Origin of the sequence: Vibrio sp. YQ_11 (genome assembly GCF_043103065.1) — a bacterium.
In the GTDB taxonomy this organism is placed as follows: domain Bacteria; phylum Pseudomonadota; class Gammaproteobacteria; order Enterobacterales; family Vibrionaceae; genus Vibrio; species Vibrio parahaemolyticus.
Map to the genome: position 1 here is coordinate 99767 of NZ_JBICJM010000010.1, position 21409 is coordinate 121175.

17 protein-coding genes are annotated in these 21409 nt (G+C 44.6%); 7 read left to right on the plus strand and 10 right to left on the minus strand.

The window, feature by feature from the left end; translation table 11 throughout:
- The first annotated feature begins 92 nt into the window (after positions 1-92).
- Complete coding sequence (locus ACF8EG_RS07620; protein ID WP_017448358.1) at positions 93-1652, plus strand: SulP family inorganic anion transporter; 1560 nt, start codon at positions 93-95, stop codon at positions 1650-1652.
- 61 nt (positions 1653-1713) lie between these two features.
- Here the strand turns inward: ACF8EG_RS07620 and ACF8EG_RS07625 are convergent, their stop codons facing one another.
- A complete protein-coding gene (locus ACF8EG_RS07625) occupies positions 1714-2163 on the minus strand; it encodes a low molecular weight protein-tyrosine-phosphatase (RefSeq protein ID WP_025506294.1) in 450 nt (149 codons plus the stop codon).
- 117 nt (positions 2164-2280) lie between these two features.
- On the opposite strand from ACF8EG_RS07625, the gene cobO reads away from it, so the two are divergent.
- Positions 2281-2886 (plus strand): cob(I)yrinic acid a,c-diamide adenosyltransferase, encoded by a 606-nt coding sequence (gene cobO / locus ACF8EG_RS07630; RefSeq protein WP_005494542.1) that lies wholly within the window; start codon positions 2281-2283, stop codon positions 2884-2886.
- Positions 2887-2948: 62 nt separating this feature from the next.
- Here the strand turns inward: cobO and ACF8EG_RS07635 are convergent, their stop codons facing one another.
- The 3 genes from ACF8EG_RS07635 to apbC all read right to left on the minus strand — a co-directional run bounded on the left by ACF8EG_RS07635 (position 2949) and on the right by apbC (position 7114).
- A complete protein-coding gene (locus tag ACF8EG_RS07635) occupies positions 2949-5036 on the minus strand; it encodes an AsmA family protein (RefSeq protein WP_069504688.1) in 2088 nt (695 codons plus the stop codon).
- Positions 5037-5224: 188 nt separating this feature from the next.
- Positions 5225-5866, minus strand: a complete 642-nt coding sequence (udk, locus tag ACF8EG_RS07640; RefSeq protein WP_005461598.1) for a uridine kinase — start codon at positions 5864-5866, stop codon at positions 5225-5227.
- 171 nt (positions 5867-6037) lie between these two features.
- Positions 6038-7114, minus strand: coding sequence for an iron-sulfur cluster carrier protein ApbC (gene apbC / locus ACF8EG_RS07645; RefSeq protein WP_025546071.1), 1077 nt, complete (start codon positions 7112-7114; stop codon positions 6038-6040).
- Positions 7115-7276: 162 nt separating this feature from the next.
- On the opposite strand from apbC, the gene metG reads away from it, so the two are divergent.
- Positions 7277-9343 (plus strand): methionine--tRNA ligase, encoded by a 2067-nt coding sequence (metG, locus tag ACF8EG_RS07650; RefSeq protein WP_069490069.1) that lies wholly within the window; start codon positions 7277-7279, stop codon positions 9341-9343.
- A gap of 212 nt (positions 9344-9555) precedes the next feature.
- On the plus strand, positions 9556-10362 hold the full coding sequence (locus ACF8EG_RS07655; protein WP_005494538.1) for a hypothetical protein: 807 nt from the start codon (positions 9556-9558) through the stop codon (positions 10360-10362).
- A 115-nt stretch (positions 10363-10477) separates the two neighbouring features.
- Here ACF8EG_RS07655 and fadR read toward each other — a convergent pair whose 3' ends face one another.
- The gene (gene fadR / locus ACF8EG_RS07660; protein WP_005461531.1) at positions 10478-11317 is read right to left on the minus strand and encodes a fatty acid metabolism transcriptional regulator FadR; all 840 of its coding nucleotides are present in this window, start codon (positions 11315-11317) and stop codon (positions 10478-10480) included.
- 641 nt (positions 11318-11958) lie between these two features.
- On the opposite strand from fadR, the gene nhaB reads away from it, so the two are divergent.
- Together nhaB and dsbB are read left to right on the plus strand one after the other, a co-directional pair.
- The gene (gene nhaB / locus ACF8EG_RS07665) at positions 11959-13545 is read left to right on the plus strand and encodes a Na(+)/H(+) antiporter NhaB (protein WP_005461506.1); all 1587 of its coding nucleotides are present in this window, start codon (positions 11959-11961) and stop codon (positions 13543-13545) included.
- 84 nt (positions 13546-13629) lie between these two features.
- Entirely contained in the window at positions 13630-14166 is a 537-nt protein-coding gene (dsbB, locus tag ACF8EG_RS07670) for a disulfide bond formation protein DsbB (RefSeq protein WP_069504690.1), read from the plus strand.
- An 84-nt stretch (positions 14167-14250) separates the two neighbouring features.
- Here dsbB and ACF8EG_RS07675 read toward each other — a convergent pair whose 3' ends face one another.
- On the minus strand, positions 14251-14859 hold the full coding sequence (locus ACF8EG_RS07675; RefSeq protein WP_069504691.1) for an SEC-C metal-binding domain-containing protein: 609 nt from the start codon (positions 14857-14859) through the stop codon (positions 14251-14253).
- 149 nt (positions 14860-15008) lie between these two features.
- Between ACF8EG_RS07675 and dusC the strand changes: the two genes are divergently transcribed.
- The gene (dusC, locus tag ACF8EG_RS07680) at positions 15009-15977 is read left to right on the plus strand and encodes a tRNA dihydrouridine(16) synthase DusC (protein WP_206926088.1); all 969 of its coding nucleotides are present in this window, start codon (positions 15009-15011) and stop codon (positions 15975-15977) included.
- Between the two features lie 113 nt (positions 15978-16090).
- On the opposite strand, the gene ACF8EG_RS07685 is transcribed toward dusC, so the two are convergent.
- The 4 genes from ACF8EG_RS07685 to ACF8EG_RS07700 form a co-directional block, all read right to left on the minus strand.
- On the minus strand, positions 16091-17551 hold the full coding sequence (locus tag ACF8EG_RS07685; protein WP_206926089.1) for a sensor domain-containing diguanylate cyclase: 1461 nt from the start codon (positions 17549-17551) through the stop codon (positions 16091-16093).
- A gap of 108 nt (positions 17552-17659) precedes the next feature.
- A complete protein-coding gene (gene malZ, locus ACF8EG_RS07690) occupies positions 17660-19486 on the minus strand; it encodes a maltodextrin glucosidase (RefSeq protein WP_206926090.1) in 1827 nt (608 codons plus the stop codon).
- Between the two features lie 174 nt (positions 19487-19660).
- The gene (locus ACF8EG_RS07695) at positions 19661-20455 is read right to left on the minus strand and encodes an ABC transporter ATP-binding protein (protein ID WP_005482418.1); all 795 of its coding nucleotides are present in this window, start codon (positions 20453-20455) and stop codon (positions 19661-19663) included.
- Complete coding sequence (locus ACF8EG_RS07700) at positions 20452-21387, minus strand: ABC transporter permease (RefSeq protein ID WP_005461508.1); 936 nt, start codon at positions 21385-21387, stop codon at positions 20452-20454. Before ACF8EG_RS07700 ends, ACF8EG_RS07695 begins: the two co-directional genes overlap by 4 nt.
- Positions 21388-21409 lie beyond the last annotated feature (22 nt).

A 21409-nucleotide genomic window follows, 5' to 3' on the forward strand; every position in this document is an offset into this window, starting at 1 on the left:
GTACCTTGAATGTATTTTCATCACTTAGTGGTTAATGCAAATACGAATATGTGTCGGGATAAACTCATCTCAACGAGAACTTAAAGACAAACATGTTCGAATTCCCGCAATTTTCTAAGCACTCTATTAAAAATGACGTGCTATCAGGTTTGACGGTTGCCCTGGCACTTGTCCCTGAAGCCGTAGCATTTGCATTCGTTGCTGGTGTAGACCCAATGGTTGGTCTGTACGCAGCATTCATCGTTGGCCTTATCACCTCAATCTTTGGTGGTCGCCCAGGCATGATCTCTGGTGCTACAGGCGCAATGGCTGTAGTAATGGTCTCTCTTGTTGCAAGCCACGGTGTTCAGTACTTATTTGCTGCCATTATGTTGGCCGGTATTCTTCAAATTGCTGCCGGTTTATTTAAATTGGGCAAATTCATTCGAATCGTTCCACACCCTGTAATGATTGGTTTTGTTAACGGCCTAGCGATTGTTATCTTCCTCGCGCAATTAGGACAATTCAAGGCTCCAGACATGAATGGCGTGCTGACTTGGCTTCCACAAGATCAAATGATGTTAATGCTAGGTTTGGTTGCGCTGACCATGGCGATCATCTACTTCTTGCCGAAAATTACAACAGCAGTGCCATCTTCACTTGTTGCTATCGTAACCGTGACTGCACTAGTTGTTGGGTTAGATCTAGAGACACGTACAGTTGTCGACTTCCTACGTTCTATGTCAGGTAATGAAGCCGCTACACTAGCAGGCTCTTTGCCAACCTTCTCTATTCCATCAGTGCCATTTACGCTAGAGACTCTGCAAATCATCTTGCCTTATGCAGTGATCCTTGCGGCCATCGGCCTAATTGAATCTTTGCTAACGCTGACCGTTTTAGACGAAATGACGAATACTCGTGGCCAATCTAACCGTGAATGTATCGGTCAGGGTATGGCAAACATGACATGTTCTGTATTCGGCGCGATGGGTGGTTGTGCAATGATTGGGCAGTCAATGATCAACGTAAACTCCGGTGGCCGTGGCCGTCTGTCTGGCATCGTAGCGGCTGTAGCTCTGCTGATGTTCATTTTGTTTGCGTCATCGTTGATTGAAATGATTCCACTAGCAGCCCTAGTTGGTGTGATGTTCATGGTTGTGATTGGCACATTCGAATGGGCAACATTTAAGTTGGCTCGCCGTGTACCAAAGCAAGATTTCTTCGTTATCGTACTAGTAACCGTCGTTACAGTACTGACTGACCTTGCTGTTGCGGTCGCGGTTGGTGTAATCGCTTCAGCGCTGATGTTTGCATGGCAACATGCGAAGCACATTTACGCAGATACTTGCTTGAACGCAGAAGGCTCAAAAGAGTACAAAATTCACGGTCCAATCTTCTTTGGTTCAGCAGCAAACTTCCTCGAGCTGTTTAATGCGCCAGAAGATCCTAAAGATGTGATTGTCGATTTCGCAGACTCTCGCGTAACAGACCACTCGGCAATTGAGGCAATTGAAACGCTAGCAGAGCGCTACGCTTCCATCGGCAAAACGCTTCACCTTCGCCACTTAAGTCCAGATTGTCGCAAACTACTCGACAAAGCTGGCAGTCTAGTCGAAATCAACGTGAAAGAAGACCCTAGCTACAAAGTCGCAACGGACATTTTAGCTGGCTAATCTATGCGTAAAGGGATGAGCAATGCTCATCCCTTTTATTATTTATCTGATATCGTGATAATTACAGCTTCTGCAAAACCGCTACCGACGCCTCTTCGATTAAGTCCAATACCAACTCAAACCCATCATCTCCACCATAGTAAGGATCTGGGATCTCGTCATAACTCGAATTAGAGTGGCTTAAAAATAGCGAGACTTTATGACGATGTTCTGCAGGACAAATATCGAGTAAGTCAGCCAAGTTTGCTTTATCCGCAGCCAGTACCAAATCGAAGTCTTCGAAATCTTGCACTGACACTTGGCGAGCTCGCATTCCTTTAAACGAATAGCCACGTTGTTTCCCTGCCGCCATGGCTCTTGTGTCTGGCGTGTTTCCGGTGTGATAGCCAATTGTCCCAGCCGAATCAATGTCGACATCGACACCTAACTCTTCTGCTTTAGCTCTCAGAACGGCCTCACCGGTTGGTGAACGGCAAATATTTCCCATACAAACAACGAGTATTCTCTTCATTTTATTCCCTGAATTATCGATGGTTTTTCTTCACGATATGTTGGTCTATCATAGCGAGATAATTCAATGAACCCAAGCTACCGTGGGCAAAGCACGAAACGGATTTAAGGAAGTATTATGTCTATCGAAGAAAATAAAGAAGCACGCCATAAGGCACGCCAACAAAAAGTAAAAGAACAGGTAGACGCAAAAATTGCGGCCGCTCAAGAAGAGAAAGGTCTACTGCTGATCATTACTGGTAATGGTAAAGGTAAATCGACATCTGGCTTTGGCACGATTGCTCGCGCCGTCGGTCACGGCCTTAAGTGTTCAGTGGCTCAATTTATCAAAGGCACTTGGGACAACGGCGAGCGCAACTTGCTAGAAAAACTGGGAGTAGAATTCCAAGTTATGGCGACTGGTTTTACTTGGGAGACGCAGAACAAAACCGCCGATACCGAAGCAGCGCAACTGGTCTGGAAAGAATGTAAGCGCATGCTGCAAGACGACTCTATTAATGTCATCTTATTCGATGAGCTAACTTACATGGTGAGTTACGGTTACATCGATTTGGACGAAGTGGTCGAAGCGTTAAACAATCGCCCAAAAATGCAGTCGGTTGTGATTACTGGTCGTGGCGCACATCGCACTCTAATTGAAATGGCCGATACCGTTTCTGAAGTGAAGAATGTAAAGCACGCATTTGAATCTGGCGTAAAAGCGCTGAAAGGCGTCGACTGGTAAAGCTTGCAGCACAATGAAAAAAAGGTTGGCACAATGCCAACCCTTTCACTTTCAACACGTGGTTAGTTGAAAAGATTCTTCAACAGACCATCGACCGCTTCTTTGGTTTTCTCATCTTTGATTTTGTCCGTTAGCTTCTCTACGCCACGGTCAATTTCTTTCTGAGCTTTCTGTTTAAGAACATCATCGAATACGAGTTTGAATTTAGGGTCCGCCCACTTACCAGACACATTGATTGGAATCGTGATGTCCTTCAGCTCATCGATGTTTTTACCACCTTGGCCTTCTAGCGTACCCACAATTGAAGTACTGATAGTAAAGTCGACCGTCTCATTGATGTAGTTTGCACTGCCTTTACCACGCACACGTAGTAATGGTGACTGAGCATGCAAGTTGTCCGTTGATACCACACCTTTGTTTAGTTTCAACGTCGCGGTCATCGCACTGAAGTCTGTTTTCTTCACTTCGTTGGTACTTTCAACTTTTTGCCCTTTGAATCGCGCGTAGTTTTCACGAATCAATTGAGCAACGTTGATGCCATTTACCGCACCATCAGCAAAGTTAATCGTTACCGTACCAGCAAGGTTCTGTTTGATACCTGTCGGCGTCAAACTGCTACCTTGGACATTCACGTCGATGTTACCCGTACCTTCTAGCTTGTCATTGTTAGCAACATCAATCAGTAGCGGTTGAACTTTCACACCTTTGATTGATTTTTTCACGCTGTAAGTCGCTGGCGTCTTACGTGCATCTAGTCTTGCTGTTGCTGAAATTGTGCCTTGGTACAACTTCGAGCTAAATGATGTGAGGTCAAACACACCACGATTGACAATGAAGCTCGCTTTTACCGCTTCCATTTTCGCGTTAGCCGCTTTGAACTTATCGATGGTGATATCACCTTTGACATCCAGCGTTTTCAGTGCTGAAAGATCCGGCTCAACTTCAGGCCCCGCGGATGCACTCTTACCACCAGATGCTGGCTTTTCGCTTGCTGGTGCTTGTTTATCCAAGCCTAAGAATTCATCTAAATCGATATTAGGGCTATGAAGGGTAAAACGTATTTTTGGAATGTCTCCCAATGTCACATCGGCTTTACCATCCAATGCAATCGCGTTTGCGGTTAACTTCTCTAGAATAAAGCTAAGGTGGCTTTTGTTTAGGTCAAATGAGAGGTCAGAGACCATATCAACTTTCATTGGTGATTGTGGCAAAGCATCACCTTCAAAGCTTGATTTCAGCGTAAGCTTATTCAACAACACTTTGCTAATCGCTTGGTCAACCGTAAGCTGCCCACCGCCTTGCATGTCCAGCGTCATACCAGCAGCACTGCCTTTAAGCGCGTAGTTAAGATTGTTTACTTTATCGAATTCAAATGTATCTAAGCCAATTTTTGCCGATTCAATAGTGTTGTTTGGATCAGTGTACGTCGCATCAACATCGATGTTCTTCAACGCATAACTGGTAAGACCTTTCGCCAGTTTAAAGTCTGCCTTACCTTCTGCTGTAAACTTCTGGTCATTCATTTCGCCTTTCACACCAAAGTCAGCTGTCGTCCAGCTGTCAAAAGCAAATTCAGAAAGGTTCAACGATACATCATACAGCTTGGTGTAATTGCCGGCTTGCTTGTCTTGAATTTCTAGTGAGCCATTAGAAACCGTAACACCAGCCAGGTTGATACTCCAATCTGAGCCTTCAGACTGCGATTCGCCGCTTTGATCTGGTGCAGTATCATTCGGTTGCTCTGCTTGTTGAGTTTGCGCTTTCGTTAGAGCATCAATGTTCTTGCTGCCGTCTTTCTTCGTTTCAACGTAGAACTCCGCACCATCTAAAGTAATGTTACCGATTTCAAGTTGTTTGCTAAAAAGTGGTGTGACAGAAACATCAACACCGACAGTGTCGACTTTAAAAAGATTTGGCTGACTAAAACCTTGCGGGTTACGCAGTTCGGTTCTTCCCAATTCAAAACCAATTGATGGGAAGAATTGCCAACTGATATCCCCTTCAATCACTAATTCTAACCCTGTTTGTTTCTGAGCTTGCTCAACAATCAGTGGCTTAAATTGGTTTGGATTGACAAAAATAGTTAACGCTAAAATTGCAGCAACAAATACCACAACAGGTATCGCGAGAACTAAGAGCAGTTTCTTCATTTGTTTTTCCTTGCTCGTGTGTTTTTAAAATTATAAGCGCAGACTAGATTTACCGCCGAGAGTTCCACAAAAGCGTGAAAATCATCCGGTTTTGACATGCAACTGACTAATTTAAAAACAAAAAAAGAAGTGGCACCTAAAGTGCCACTTCTTATCATAAAAATAAAGCGATATAGCCGTCTAAAGACTTAAGCTTTCAAAAGTTTTGCAATGTGAGCTTTTAGTACATCGATCGCGATACGGTTTTTACCGCCACGAGGTACGATGATGTCCGCATATTGCTTAGAAGGTTCGATAAACTGCATGAACATCGGACGAACAGTTTGCTGATATTGCTTAAGAACGGATTCCATTGTACGGCCACGCTCTTCAACGTCACGCTTAACGCGGCGAAGTAGGCAGATATCCAGAGGCGTATCCATAAATACAGTCGCGTGCATCAGGTCACGAAGACGAGGGTCAGTAAGAAGAAGGATACCTTCTAAAATGATTACCTTTTTAGGGGTCATTGTGGTGGTGTTACTTGTTCTTGTGTGCTCTGTGTAGCTGTACTCAGGCACTTCCACGGCCTCACCACGTACAAGCTTCTCTAGGTGCTCGCACAATAGGTCGTGGTCCAACGCACTCGGGTGATCGTAGTTCGTCTTTACTCGCTCTTCCATGCTTAGGTGGCTTTGGTCGTTGTAGTAGCAATCTTCCGTGATGACACCGATTTGATGATCGCCTACTTTCGCGCGAAGCTCATTGTAAATTGTGCTCGCGATCAGACTTTTTCCAGAAGCAGAAGCGCCAGCAATACCTACGATGACGCATTGATTATTATCAGACATTAGTTTGCACCCGATGATGATTTCTAGTCACATAAAAAGATAAACTGCCTGATTATAGGGAGTTCACCCCGTAGTTACTAGCTGGAATTAGAGTTTAGTCATAAGTTTCTGCCTGCCCAGAGGATTAACCTCCGGGCAAACGTTAAAATGTGCAACTTTCAACCACCAACCTCAGTTTACCATTGTAAAACTGATTGCATCTGGTTTCGCTTTGCCTTGCCAAAACATTGTGCTACACACTCGATCTGCAAGCTGTTTGTAGTAGCCTGAATGCTCACTGTCAGGTCGTCTCGCAACGGTTGGCACACCAGCATCAATGTCTTCTCGCATAGAAATATGCAACGGAATTTGGCCCAATAGCGCTAAGCCAAACTCTTGAGACATTTTCTCCGCGCCACCCATACCAAAGATGTGTTCAGTCGCGCCACATTGGCTACAAATGTGGTAACTCATATTTTCGACCACACCTACTACTGGCACATTGACTTTGTTAAACATTGCTGCGCCTTTGCGCGCGTCTGCCAACGCTAAATCTTGTGGCGTCGTCACCAAAACCGTGCCGGTAACAGGAATTTGTTGTGACAACGTCAACTGGATATCACCCGTGCCTGGAGGCATGTCTATCACTAGGTAATCCAGATCTGGCCAATCGGTTTCATTCAATAGCTGAGCTAACGCTTTCGATGCCATAGGGCCACGCCAGATCGCTGCTTCAGATTTATTAACTAAATAGCCAATAGAATGAGTATAGATGCCGTGAGCAAAAATAGGCTCCATCCATTTGCCATCACGAACTTCTGGTTTCGCATCTTCCTGGCCGAGCATCATCGGAACCGATGGACCGTATATATCGGCATCCAATAGGCCAACCTTCGCTCCCGACTGCGCGATAGCCAAGGCTAAGTTAACGGCTGTTGTGGATTTGCCCACCCCACCCTTTGCAGAGCTCACCGCAATGATATTCTTCACGCCTTTCACCGCATTAGAAACCTGCGTTTCTAGTGCTTTTACGCCGAGTTCAATGTGAAACGGAAACGCGGCTACAGCTTTGGATGCTTGCTGTTGTTGAATCCATTCTTGCAATGTGCGCTGAAGCTCATTACTAGCAAATGGCAATGTAATCTTCACCTCACCTTGAGCGGTGATGGTGACAACGCCGTGAATATCGGCCCAGTTTTCCACTAACTGTGGATGTTGAAATTGATTAAACCAATGACAAAAATCTTGTTTTGAAGTGAACTGATGCATAAGTCCTCCTTTTGAGTACCATGCTACCACCGACCCGACATAACCAGAACCCTAAAAAAACTAAGGCATTCCGCGGTTTGACACCTTGGAGTTAGTGAGTTCATGGGGTAGTATTATCCATCAAAATTTTTTTATACCTATCAAGAAAAGCGAATATTAAGTATGGCAAACGATCCAAGACACCTTCCTTCAAGGAAACTGCTGGTAACTTGTGCCCTTCCGTACGCTAACGGTTCGATCCACCTTGGCCATATGCTTGAGCATATCCAAGCGGACATTTGGGTTCGTTACCAACGCCTACGCGGCAACACTGTAAACTTCATCTGTGCTGACGATGCTCACGGCACGCCAATCATGCTTAAAGCGCAACAGATGGGTATTACTCCAGAAGAGATGATTGCCGCTGTTAGCGAAGAGCACCAAAAAGACTTCGCTGGCTTTGATATCAGCTTTGATAACTACCACAGCACGCACTCAGAAGAGAACCGCGAGCTGGCATCTCACATTTACCTAGAGCTAAAGAAAAACGGCTTTATCTCTAGCCGTACTATTTCTCAGCTTTTCGACCCTGAAAAAGAGATGTTCCTACCGGATCGTTTCGTAAAAGGTACATGTCCTAAGTGTAAGTCTGAAGATCAATACGGTGATAACTGTGACAACTGTGGCGAGACTTACAGCCCAACAGAACTGATCAATCCTAAATCTGCAGTTTCTGGTGCGACGCCAGTAATGAAAGATTCTGAGCACTTCTTCTTTGACCTGCCTCAGTTTGAAAGCATGCTAAAAGAGTGGACTCGCTCTGGTTCTCTGCAATCAGAAACCGCGAACAAGATGCAAGAGTGGTTTGAATCCGGTCTGCAACAATGGGATATCTCGCGTGACGCACCTTACTTTGGCTTCGAAATCCCAGGCGAAAAAGACAAGTTCTTCTACGTATGGCTAGATGCACCTATTGGCTACATGGGTTCATTCAAAAACCTATGTAACAAACGTGAAGATCTAGACTTCGATGAATACTGGAACAAAGACAGTAAAACTGAACTTTACCACTTCATCGGTAAAGACATCGTGTACTTCCACAGCCTATTCTGGCCTGCAATGCTTGAAGGTTCTGGCTTCCGTAAACCAAACAACGTATTCGTACACGGCTACGTAACGGTAAACGGCGCGAAAATGTCTAAGTCGAAAGGTACATTCGTGAAAGCAAGCACGTACCTCGATCACCTAGACCCAGAATGTCTACGTTACTACTACGCAGCGAAACTAAACAGCCGTATTGACGATCTAGATCTTAACCTTGAAGACTTCACTCAGCGCGTTAACGCTGACGTAGTCAACAAGATCGTTAACCTAGCATCTCGTAACGCAGGCTTCATCGCTAAACGTTTCGAAGGCAAACTGTCTGACAGCTTCGCTGAACCAGAGCTTTACAACGAATTCGTGGCAGCGGCTGACCGTATCGCAGAGCTTTTTGAAGCTCGCGAATTTGGCCGTGCTATCCGTGAAATCACGGCACTTGCGGACAAAGCAAACCAATACGTTGACGAGAAAGCCCCTTGGGTTGTAGCGAAAGAAGAAGGCAAAGATCAGGAACTACAAGAAATCTGTTCTGTAGGTATCAACCTGTTCCGCGTACTAATGACTTACTTGAAACCAGTAATGCCAGCTCTTGCTGCACGTACTGAAGCATTCCTAAACCAAGAGCTAACTTGGGAAGGCATTGCTCAGCCACTCACTGGCCACGAAATCACTAAGTTCAAAGCGCTATTCAACCGTATAGATCCAAAGAACATCGAAGCGATGATCGAAGCATCGAAAGAAGACGCTGCAGCAGAAATGGCAGCGAAAGAGAAAGCAGAAGCGGCTAAAACAGAAACTGAGCTAAGCAAAGACCCAATCGCGGACGAGATTGAGTTTGATACTTTTGCTCAAGTGGATTTGCGCATCGCTCGCATCATCTCTTGTGAAGAAGTGCCTAAAGCAAACAAATTGCTTAAGTTCCAACTGGACATCGGTGGTGAAACTCGTCAAGTTTTCTCTGGCATCAAATCAGCCTACAAACCTGAAGAGCTAGAAGGCAAGCTAACCGTAATGGTAGCGAACCTAAAACCTCGTAAGATGAAATTCGGTATGTCTGAAGGCATGATCCTAGCGGCAGGCCCTGGTGGTAGCGACCTATGGATTCTTGAGCCACACGACGGCGCTCAGCCTGGCATGCGAGTAATGTAATTCCCTTACGTTACGCTTGAAATGAGTTCAATCCCCGCCTCTCTAGGCGGGGATTTTTTTGATCAAATTCACATTATTGGGGAGATTCTGCACCAATAACGCGCAAAACATTTAGGTTTAAATTTTAACCACTTGTTTTTAAAGTAATTTTAATTGGCATCAAAACTGCAAATTCCTTCTTGCTAGGTCCAAACACTAACAAGGAGTTGGTTATGTTTGTTTTGATTTCAACGTTATTATCCGTCGCCATATTAGCCGGCATTTACCACCTTTCCACAAAACGCGAACAGCAACATGCACGAAAGTATCAGTTGCTTACCCTACTTCGCGATGTCGTTAACTTGCTTAGACGTCATCGAGCAATCACACATTACTCCCTTCAATCCCAACAAAACTATGAGCGAGAAATAGAAGAGATCCATCATGCTCTCAACAACAAGCTGCACCTTTTGTTGGAAACATCGCGCTTTGAAAATAAACCCATGTATCGTGTGTTACAGATAAAAGTCAGTAAGTTGCTCGAACAATGGCAGGAAAACAGCATCGCGAGAAATCAAATGGAGCACGGAAAGCTGATTCGACATTGTTTGTTCTTAATGGATGAAGTCACTATTGCGTGGCTAGCAGTTGAGCAACGAGATGAGTTGCATGATGAGTACCACATGAATTGGCAAACCATTATCGATAGCCTCGAAACCTTGACTCAACTTCGTATTAGCATTCAAGACTTAAACGAACAAGGAGGAAGCGTTCGAGTAAAGAACTACGCATCTGTAATGACACGTAAACTGAATCAGTTAGCGGTAATAGCACCGCTGACTATCGCAGCGCCGATCTCCGTACGTTCGACACAAGCGTTAAACGACTATGTCGAAGGAAAACACACCGGACTAACAGAAGAAGAGCTTTATGGCATCACCTCAGACCTGTCACTGACGATTTTCAATACCTATGATCACGTGCTATCAGATATTGTCGAAACACTGTATTTGCCTTTGCCCAGACTATCATTAGCCTGAAAGACTCATTTTTCGACATAATTGCATGCAGAACTAGATCAAAAGCCGTAAGTAACGAGCAATAAAAAACCGCAGGCATTGCCTGCGGTTTTTTCTAACTTTGCTCACTCAATGCTTAGCTATCATCTTCAGTGAAGTTGGTTGGTAGTTGCTTTTTCATCTCGTTCCAGATTTGAGCACTTTCCATGCCGTAGTGGCGAATTACAACTGGCAATTGTTCACGCTGGCCCGTTTCACAAGTTTCTAGCAGTTGACGGTAGAATCTTAGCGCCAAATCACGTGATGCCGGGTTAGAGAAGTAGTAACTGCCAACTCGGTCATACAGCTTCTTCAAGCCATTGAAAATCAAACCGTAGATTTGGTTACCAGAGTGGAATGCTAAGCGTTGGAACAACATGTAATCGTAAAAGTTAAATGTTTTCGCGATCAAGATTTCCTGACGCTTTGCTTCATCTTTTTCGTTGTCTTCTTTAACGCTTTGAAGCACCTTATCCGCATACGGAGAAGAGGCAATGAAATCATCCCAAGACGATGCATTCACAAGCGCTTCACAAGACTCAATTACGTTCTTGATTGTACGCTCAGAGTTTTCTTTGTTCGCCTTGAATGCATAACGCATAAAGATAGGGCTGATGTTGGTACGTGCCGCAAGCAAATCTTCTACAATATTTGTTGCATTATCGACGTCTAGCGTCATCAACGTATCCAAGATATGCAGACCAGATGTCTCCATAAATTGGTTAACTTTTGTTGGTTTACCGTGTTGGATAGTCAACCATCCATCACGTGCTAGTCGTTGAAGAACCTCTCGTAAAGTCGTTCGAGTAACACCAATCAGTTCGGACAGCTCGCGCTCAGCAGGTAAAATTGAGCCTGGAGGAAAACGGCCGTTCCAAATGCTCTCGATAATATATTTTTCTGCGAATCCCGCAGGGCTTTTCGCCTTAATGACCATTCTACTTTTTATCCAATATTGATTTCTGAGGGTCGATACTACTCATCATACCACTACTTAACGATTTGAGAAAATTTACGATCAATTATTGAAACGATCCCTCAATATAGAGTTAATACTCTACACGTTCGCTGAATTTAGGATACTTAGTGAAGCAGTTCAAAGCCGTAAAATTTGTATTTTATAAAAAAGAAACCGAACACAAATAGAGAAAAAATAACGACAAGTACGTCACATTTTTATGTTCATAATATGCAAAATAAATTTGTATTCTCTGGTTAATATTCCTTTTTAATTGATCTTTTCTCGTCACTTGGCGTCATTTAAAATCCAAGGGGATTTTTTCAAGCTTTCCATGATATAGTAACGCCGTTTTGATCGCGTTATTACACTTAAAAAGTAGTTTTAGTCGGAAGCATTACGTTTTGTTATTGACTAATAAAAGCCGGAGTGTAGAGTTTGCGATCGAAAGTGAGCGGTGCTTGAGTTCAGGGGAAGTAACTTGGCAAAACTACAATAAAACAAAGGATTGTTGTTTTACTAAGTTATTGTTTTAAAAGACTAGTTAATAAGTCTAACAAACAGATACTTGAGCGCTAATTGTAGTGTCTATTCATAATATTGTTATAAAGAGAATTATCATGCCGATATCGCTCGGAAACGCTTTTATCAAGAATTTCCTTGGTAAAGCGCCTGATTGGTACAAAGTTGCCATTATAGCCTTCCTTATTATTAACCCGATTGTTTTCTTCCTAATAAATCCATTTGTTGCTGGGTGGTTGCTCGTCGCAGAATTTATTTTCACGCTTGCAATGGCTTTAAAATGCTACCCATTACAACCTGGTGGTTTACTTGCAATTGAAGCTATTGCTATTGGCATGACCAGCCCAGCGCAAGTAAAGCATGAGTTGGTTGCGAATATAGAAGTATTACTACTTTTAGTATTCATGGTCGCGGGTATCTACTTCATGAAACAGCTTCTGCTGTTCATCTTCACCAAAATCCTGCTTGGTATTCGTTCAAAAACTCTGCTTTCGCTTGCATTCTGTTTCGCAGCCGCGTTTTTGTCAGCATTCCTAGATGCGCTGACAGTAATCGCTGTTGTCATCAGCGTAGCAGTTGGTTTCTACTCGATTTACCACAAAGTTGCTTCAGGTAACCCAATTGGCGATCACGACCATACTCAAGACGACACCATCACAGAACTGACTCGTGATGACCTTGAAAACTATCGTGCATTCCTACGTTCGCTGCTTATGCACGCTGGTGTGGGTACCGCGCTGGGCGGCGTAACAACGATGGTTGGTGAACCTCAAAACCTTATCATTGCAGACCAAGCGGGTTGGTTATTTGGTGAATTCCTAATCCGTATGTCTCCTGTGACGTTACCAGTATTTATCTGTGGTCTTATTACCTGTGCATTGGTTGAGAAGCTAAAAGTATTTGGTTACGGCGCACAACTGCCTGATAACGTACGTCAAATCCTTGTGGACTTTGACCGCGAAGAACGTAAGACACGTACAAACCAAGACGTCGCAAAACTGTGGGTACAAGGCATTATCGCCGTTTGGCTGATTGTCGCGTTAGCGCTTCACTTAGCAGCCGTTGGCCTGATTGGTCTGTCTGTCATTATCCTAGCAACGTCATTTACTGGCGTCATTGAAGAGCACTCAATGGGCAAAGCATTTGAAGAGGCTCTGCCTTTCACAGCCCTACTCGCGGTTTTCTTCTCGATCGTTGCAGTAATCATTGACCAAGAGCTATTCAAACCTGTTATTGACGCCGTGTTAGCCGTTGAAGACAAAGGCACACAGCTTGCCCTCTTCTACGTTGCGAACGGTTTGTTATCGATGGTTTCGGACAACGTATTCGTAGGTACGGTATACATCAACGAAGTGAAATCAGCCCTTATGGAAGGCTTGATAACGCGTGAACAGTTCGACCTGTTAGCAGTTGCAATCAACACCGGTACAAACTTACCTTCTGTTGCAACGCCAAACGGTCAAGCCGCTTTCCTATTCCTACTAACGTCTGCGCTAGCACCGTTAATTCGTCTGTCTTACGGTCGAATGGTAGTGATGGCATTGCCATACACCGTCGTTTTGGCGATTGTAGGTCTGATGGGCATCATGTTCTTCCTAGAGCCAGCAACAGCGTCTTTCTACGATGCGGGCTGGATTGCACCTCATACCGGTGATCTGACTCCAGTTGTGTCTGGCGGACACTAAAATTTGAGTTGATTAGGAAACTTATACACGATAAAAAGCTCTGAGTATTCAGAGCTTTTTTCTATTTCAGACAGGATTGAAACCGTGACTATTTTTTCATCACTTAACCAATTTTCGAAGGGACGCGTATCGTGGTTGCTTCTTCTTTTGTTCATCATATTTTTTGAAGCCTGCGCACTCTACTTCCAACACGTAATGATGCTTGCGCCATGCGTAATGTGTATTTATGAGCGTGTGGCAATGATGGGTATTGGCGGTGCAGCTATCATCGGACTTATCGCACCGAACAACGCACTATTCCGCTGGTTAGGGCTTATTGGTTGGGGATTAAGCTCGTACAAAGGATTGATGCTTGCAATGCAGCACGTTGATTACCAGTTCAATCCATCACCATTTGCAACTTGTGATCTTTTTGTCACCTTCCCAAGTTGGGCTCCGTTAAACCAATGGGTTCCTTGGATGTTTGAAGCGTATGGCGATTGTTCAAAAATTGTTTGGCAGTTCTTCGACTTATCGATGCCACAATGGTTGGTGGTTATCTTCGCTGGTAACTTGATTGCTTTGGCGTTGATCGTGATTGCACAGTTCTTTCCGGTGAAACGTAAGAATCCAATTCGTTAAGGCGTATAAAAATATAGATGAGAAAAAGCCGACCTTAGGGTCGGCTTTTTATTAGGTTCGATTCAGTAACTCGCTTTTATAGTGTTACTTACCACAACATTGCTTGAACTTTTTACCGCTCTCACAAGGGCATGGATCGTTACGCCCCACATTTTTAAATGGGTTTAAGCTTTGAGATTTATTGCCAACCATTAGTTCATCTGCACCCAATGCGACTTCAACTAACATCAAATCAAGTTGATCAACAAGGTCTGTTAACGCTGGCGGTGTTTCAATGCCCGCGTCACGCATATGTTGTTGAGTAGACTCTTCATCAATGGCTAGCATCATTGTGGTAAGCAGCGCTTGCAACATACGTTGTAAACCATCATTTAATTCAACCTCTTGCCACTGCTCTTCAATCAAAGGCCAAACCGACATGAAACCTTCAGCAAAATCGGCTAACTGCTCAGGATCTTTTTCAGTTAGTTCTAGAGCTGAATACTCATTACGTAAAATACGGTTATGTTGCTTGTGAATTTGCTCTTCGACCGCTGGCTGAATCGATTTAAAACCTTCACCAAATAGCGGCTCAAGCCAGGCCTCTGGCGCCAAAGGTTTTGTGGTTAGGTTTGCGGCAAGTACCGCACCTTCAATAAATAGCGAAGATTCATCAAGTTGAACTTCACCTTTTTCAATCAAAGTGTATTGCATGACATCTGGTTTCCCATGAATTTGGCGGCATTATACTCCAATACAAGTGAGATGCCAGTTGGCACCAGCGCCGAGTCTTTTAATGACAAACTTAGCCGACATCGCTACAATCGCCCTCCTTTTTATCACCAAACTGTATTAGGCAAACTATGCGAGTTGTATTAGGCCCAATGGAAGGCGTTTTAGACCATTTGATGCGCCAAATCCTGACCGAAATAAACGACTATGATCTGTGTGTGACGGAGTTCGTTCGAGTGATCGATCAAGTCCTGCCAGACCATGTCTTTCATCGCTTATGTCCGGAGCTTATGCAAGGCTCTCAGACCACTTCTGGTGTGCCTGTACATGTTCAACTACTAGGTCAAGAGCCACACTGGATGGCGGAAAACGCAATCCGAGCAGCAGAGCTTGGCGCGCGCGGCATCGACCTAAATTTTGGTTGCCCAGCAAAAATGGTCAACAAAAGCAAAGGAGGTGCGGCGCTATTGCAGCATCCTGAGTTGATTCATAGCGTGGTCAAAGCATGCCGTGACGCAGTGCCTGCGAATATCCCTGTCTCCGCAAAAATTCGTCTGGGCTGGGAAAACCCTGAAGACTGTTTTGAAATCGTGGATGCGATTCAATCTGCGGGAGCGAATGAACTGACCGTTCACGCACGTACTAAGCAAGGCGGTTATAAAGCATCTGAAATCAAGTGGGAATACATCAATAAAATTCGCGAGCGATTCTCCATCCCTTTGATTGCCAATGGTGAAATCTGGAATTTCGAAGATGGTCAACGCTGCATTGAAACCACTGGTGTCGACTCTCTGATGGTGTGCCGTGGCGCGTTCAACATTCCTAACCTGGGTAACATGGTAAAACACAACCACACGCCAATGGTTTGGTCTGATGTGGTCGACCTGCTGATCTACTACTCAAAGTTTGAAATGAAGGGTGATAAAGGTTTGTACTATCCAAACCGCGTGAAGCAATGGTTCGCTTACCTGCGCCAATCTTACCCAGAAGCTAACGAATTATTCCGCGAAATCCGAACATTTAATAAAGCAGCACCGATTGTTGAGCACATCCAGCGCTACCGCTATGAACTCCAATCGCGTCAAAGCCAAGTGGCTTAAGCACTCAACATGCACGAATTGTGCGCAATGGTTGAACGACAAGTACAAAAAAGGGCGATATTATCGCCCTTTTAGCTATTTGTCAGACGGCCTTTTAGTAAGCGCGCCACGAACTAATAACAAATCTTGTTCTTTCCGGTACTTTTCGCTTCATAGAGCTTCTCATCAGCCGCCTTGAACAGTTCATCAAAGCTTTCCGCTTTGCTTGCAGAGCTAAAGACCACACCACCCGACACGGTAAACCCATTCTTCGTGACTCGTCGTGATCGTTCATCAATCGCTTTTTTGACTCGCTCAAGAATGTGCTTCATCCCTTCAATATCTTCATCGTATATCGCGAGAATAAACTCTTCGCCACCAAAGCGAGATGCGACGTCACTGTGACGAATGTTGTCTCGGATGCACTTCGCGACCAGTTGAATCGCAGAGTCACCTACATCATGGCCGTAAGTATCATTGATAGTCTTAAAGTTATCGATATCGAACACAGCCAATGCCACGTTCTTCTTCGTCATTTTATTACGCCAAACGGCCTGCATTCCTCTGCGGTTGAGCAGCCCTGTCATTGGGTCTCTTGCAGCAAGATCTTTAAAGTAGCGACGTTCGGTGTGCATGTTGACATAAAACAGTACTACGGTACTCAATACGTAAATAAAGACCGCGACCATGATGCTGAACTTTTCAAAGAACGTTAAATTCTTAATCTCGCTCCATAAGTTATATTCGTAATAAATACTGTGATTGGCACTCAAGCGCTCTTTTTCAATGGGCTTGATCCGCACGGCATCTTCAGGAATCGTTTGGAAATTGGAAACTAAGTGCAGCTTCCCGACAAGGTTTTCAGAAGTCGTGAGCAGCGCATCGACATCAAAATCAATCGAGAGCACCCCTTGGTGGACGCCTTTTTCGTAAATTGGCACTGTTAAACTGATGATTTGCCCTTCCATGGAATCAAGCATCGGCCCAGGCCCAGCCAATGTAATGTTGACCTTATCTTGCGCGGTTTTTTGCCAGAATGGCCTCGCCTTTAACGTTGACCAAAGCTCTTTAGTAAAATTCTTCGCGTACTTATCGGGCGACGAAATCACATAACCACGTTTATCGATGTAATGGATACCAACAATGTGGGATTCAATATCATGAAGGAAGGACAAAGAAGGGGCAAAGCCTGCTTTTTGTTCTGCAAGTTTGTTGATTTTCGTCCCTGCCTGACACAAGCTTTTTTCGCCGACGATCATGTAATCAACATCAACCGCTGGCAGGCCATCGCTGTAAACATTTTCCAATAGCAAAACATCAATCGGCCATATATAGCAGATATCGCCTTTCACAATAGAGTTATGCTCTTCAGAAAGAGGGTTCGCGAAGTTTGAATAATTGGTAAAGCTGTAGTCCAGTGCAGTTAAGACTTTGATACCACGAGTTAACGCTCTATCGATACGCGAATATTCAGTATCAATATAGCGATTGACTGCATCGTAGTAGTTTTTTGTAGTAACGAGCATTACCACAATGAATAGAACTAAAGGAAAGAAAACAACAAATGAGAGGCTAAATCGCCTTTGGTTAACCATTGAGTACCATTGTTTAAGTGTTCGCCTCTCATATGCATCGGCTTAAAGAGGCTGTTTATAGTTATTAATGAACATATTCACAAATTTTAATAAATATAGAATGCGGTGTCACTTCACTTGCCACAAATTGATACTTAATGCTGCCATATTGACAGAAACATGACCTTCATAATCAATTATTTCACACTTATCTAATAATTGATGCAAGTGTTTCGCATTCAAGCCTAACTGCCACAATGGTAGGTCAATCGTGCTTTCTTGTAGACCAATATTGACTGCAACAATGATCGTCTCTTCACCAAGCTGTCTTGCATAAGCAAATGCTCTTTCGTCACAATAAAGCCATTGCATGCTGCCAGATTGTAGGGCTTTGAACTGTTTGCGAATTTCAATCCACTGTTGGTACAGATGGATCCAATGCGAACCCTGAACTAAATGCCAAGGGAAACAACGTCTGTTATCTGGGTCAAAGCTTCCCTCAAGACCGACTTCACTACCATAATAAATGCATGGCGCACCTACATAAGTCATGAGTAAGGCCAACGCGATTTTCATTTTTTTCTCATCCCCATTCACCAAGGTGAGAAAACGCGCCGTGTCATGGCTATCAAGTTGATTGAGTTGTGAGAGCTGATTGGCAAAAGGAACTTTTGCTCTGGATTCATCCAACCACGCTTTGAACTCAAAACCATCTATATCGATTGGGTCGTACGTGATGTCTTGATGCGCGATAAACGCTCGAACAGGGTGGGCAAAACCGTAGTAGTTCATCGCGCCGTCTTCTTGCTCCCCTTGCAGCCATTGAGTCGCCTCAAAAAAATGCTCACCTAACACATAAGCATTCGGATTAACGGATTTGGTCGCTTGGCGAAATGCTTTCACGTAGTGAGCGTTGTTTTTCGCCCCCTCCCCTTCACCTAGCATATGAATGACATCAAAACGCCAGCCATCCACGGAATATGGCGGCTTCAGCCAATGTTTGATAACCGATGCCTCACCTTGGTAGATATATTCTCTGACTTCGTGATTCTCAAAATTCAATACCGGCAGATTGTCGATACCTTTCCAGCCAATATAGTGATTACTCTCCCCATCAAAGAAGTAATAGTCGCGAAAATCGGATTTAGGATTCCCGTACGCGCCTTTCCCTTTCTGCTGAATATCCAACCAAGGGTGATGCACAGAAGTATGGTTAAAGACCGCATCCAATACGATCTTCATGTTTTTGCTGCGGATTTTTTCGCACAATGACGCAAAATGCTCGTTAGTGCCGAACATAGGATCAATCGTGAAATAATCCGTGGTGTCGTACTTATGGTTACTTGGCGAGGAAAAAATCGGATTGAAGTACAGTGCAGTCACACCCAATTGTTCAAGGTATCCAAGCTTTTGCTCAACGCCTTTTAGATCACCACCGAAGAACTCACGTGCCCCAGAATTTTGGTGATTCCCTACAGGTTCTCCCCACGTTTTAATCACAGCATCAGGATCGTACTCGCAGTACGCTTCACGAATTGCAGACTCACTTTGACTCGCGGCAAAACGATCAGGAAAAATCTGATAGAAAACTTGTTCTTGAACCCACTTTGGCGGTTGATGGTTTACATTCAATTTGAAATGAAATTCTTTGGGCGGAATACGTTTTTGCACGCCACGTGCGTCTAGCCAATATTGCTGACCGTTTCTAACGACTTTAAATACATAGTGGGTGATGTCTCGATCTCTATTCGGCTCGAACGATACTTCCCACAGCAGTAACTCTCCAGCTCTGCCGCATTGCACCATGTCGACAAGGTATTCTTCGTTGTCTGGCTCAATACGCACATAAACAGCATCAAATGTTAACGCTTCTGTTTTTAGACAGACCTTCACGCGTTTACCATCGAAAGCTAAACCATCAACCGTCTGGCTATGAAAGAGAAATGGCAAAGACATAATAAGCACTCTTTAATAGGTGGATATGCCACTATTTTATTAAAGAATGAGAGATAAAAAATCCTCCTTGGAAATTCGGTGTTTTACCTATTTTCTCAAGGAGGATCACACTTGGTAGGCGTAGTCGCGGCTCTGACTATGTCGAAGAAACGCGTAACGAATCAGACATGCTATTTAATTGAGCAATAAACTGTCATCCGAAAGTTCTTCGCCTCGAACTTTAGAGAACATGTCTAATAAATCAGGTACTTGCATATTGGCGCGCTGCTCTCCAGCGACATCCAGAACGATTTCCCCTTGGTGGAGCATGACGGTTCTGTCACCACAAGCGAGCGCGTCTTTCATCGAGTGCGTTACCATCATCACCGTCAAATCAAACTCATTGACGATACGCTTGGTTAAATCGATGACAAAAGCCGCCATACGTGGGTCAAGCGCGGCCGTATGTTCATCAAGCAGCAATAACTTACTCTCCGATAACGTCGCCATCACCAGGCTCACGGCTTGTCGTTGTCCACCAGACAACAAACCAATACTGTCACCTAATCGGTCTTCCAAACCTAACCCCAAAATACTGATGCGTTCTTGGAACAACTTGCGACGTTTGGCAGACAGCGCCAGCCCCCAGCCACGTTTTTTACCTCGCATGTACGCTAGAGCCATGTTTTCTTCAATGGTTAGCTCACCACACGTTCCTGCTAACGGGTCCTGAAACACTCGTGCACATTGAGTAGCGCGCTGGGCAACCGTCTGCTTGGTGACGTCTTTGCCATCAATGATCACTTGACCACCAATCATTGGTGTCTCACCCGTCACCGCTCCGAGCAATGTCGATTTACCCGCACCGTTAGACCCGATTACGGTTAGAAATTGGTGCTCTGGTACTTCTAACGATACCCCTTTCAACGCGCGATTTTCCAAAATCGTACCAGGGTTGAACGTCACTTGGATGTTGTTGAGTTCAATCATAACGCCTCCCCAGAACCATTTTTAGATGCCGCTTGTTTCGCAGTCGTTACGCGTTGTTTGGCTTTCATACTTTGCTTGAGCTTAGGCGCAATGAGCGCTACCGCAACCAACACTGCGGTCACGAGGTTGAGATCCGAGGCCTGAAGGCCAAACATGCCAGAACTCAACGCAAAAGCGACGGCTAGTCGATACAACACCGAGCCCAAAATAACGGCGCAAACGGCAACCCAAATTTTGCGACCTGGAATTAGCGTTTGACCCAAAATAACCGCAGCCAAGCCGACCACGATGGTACCAACGCCTGATGTTACGTCAGCAAAGCTGTTGGTTTGCGCAAATAGCGCACCAGCGAAGCCAACAAATCCATTCGACAGCGCCAAACAAAAATAGGTGTAGAACCCTGTGCTTGCGCCTTGTGCAGACACCATTCGGCCATTCACACCCGTCGCTCGAAGGCCCAAGCCGAAGTCGCTATTTAGCAATCGCACCACCAAAAAGGCAGAGATGAGAACCAGTACGCCTACGACCAACGGACGAATAAACATCGCATCACCCATCGATTCAAAAGGAGTGAGAATGGTGTCTTCACCCAAAAGAGCCATATTGGGTTTGCCCATGATGCGAATGTTGATAGAAAACGCGGCAATCATAGTGAGGATGGACGCTAAGAGATGCAAAATTCCACAGCGTACAGCGAGAAATGCGGTGACCCAGCCTGTCATGCCACCAGCGATAATCGCCATACCGGTTGCAATCCAAGGGTTGATGCCTGCAACGATAGCTGTCGCAGCAACCGCGGCTCCCATAGGAAAACTACCATCAACACTTAAGTCAGGAAAATCAAGAACACGAAACGTAAGATAGACGCCCAAAGCAACCAAGCCATAAATCAAGCCGATCTCAAGCGCGCCAAAAAAAGCAAATGCAGACATAACTGCTCCTTTCTGCATGTTC

Bases quoted from the DNA above. Each gene is read 5' to 3' on its own strand.
- ACF8EG_RS07620 (WP_017448358.1), top strand. From the start codon at position 93: ATGTTCGAATTCCCGCAATTTTCTAAGCACTCTATTAAAAATGACGTG.
- ACF8EG_RS07625 (WP_025506294.1), bottom strand. From the start codon at position 2,163: ATGAAGAGAATACTCGTTGTTTGTATGGGAAATATTTGCCGTTCACCA.
- cobO (WP_005494542.1), top strand. From the start codon at position 2,281: ATGTCTATCGAAGAAAATAAAGAAGCACGCCATAAGGCACGCCAACAA.
- ACF8EG_RS07635 (WP_069504688.1), bottom strand. From the start codon at position 5,036: ATGAAGAAACTGCTCTTAGTTCTCGCGATACCTGTTGTGGTATTTGTT.
- udk (WP_005461598.1), bottom strand. From the start codon at position 5,866: ATGTCTGATAATAATCAATGCGTCATCGTAGGTATTGCTGGCGCTTCT.
- apbC (WP_025546071.1), bottom strand. From the start codon at position 7,114: ATGCATCAGTTCACTTCAAAACAAGATTTTTGTCATTGGTTTAATCAA.
- metG (WP_069490069.1), top strand. From the start codon at position 7,277: ATGGCAAACGATCCAAGACACCTTCCTTCAAGGAAACTGCTGGTAACT.
- ACF8EG_RS07655 (WP_005494538.1), top strand. From the start codon at position 9,556: ATGTTTGTTTTGATTTCAACGTTATTATCCGTCGCCATATTAGCCGGC.
- fadR (WP_005461531.1), bottom strand. From the start codon at position 11,317: ATGGTCATTAAGGCGAAAAGCCCTGCGGGATTCGCAGAAAAATATATT.
- nhaB (WP_005461506.1), top strand. From the start codon at position 11,959: ATGCCGATATCGCTCGGAAACGCTTTTATCAAGAATTTCCTTGGTAAA.
- ACF8EG_RS07675 (WP_069504691.1), bottom strand. From the start codon at position 14,859: ATGCAATACACTTTGATTGAAAAAGGTGAAGTTCAACTTGATGAATCT.
- dusC (WP_206926088.1), top strand. From the start codon at position 15,009: ATGCGAGTTGTATTAGGCCCAATGGAAGGCGTTTTAGACCATTTGATG.
- ACF8EG_RS07685 (WP_206926089.1), bottom strand. From the start codon at position 17,551: ATGGTTAACCAAAGGCGATTTAGCCTCTCATTTGTTGTTTTCTTTCCT.
- malZ (WP_206926090.1), bottom strand. From the start codon at position 19,486: ATGTCTTTGCCATTTCTCTTTCATAGCCAGACGGTTGATGGTTTAGCT.
- ACF8EG_RS07695 (WP_005482418.1), bottom strand. From the start codon at position 20,455: ATGATTGAACTCAACAACATCCAAGTGACGTTCAACCCTGGTACGATT.
- ACF8EG_RS07700 (WP_005461508.1), bottom strand. From the start codon at position 21,387: ATGTCTGCATTTGCTTTTTTTGGCGCGCTTGAGATCGGCTTGATTTAT.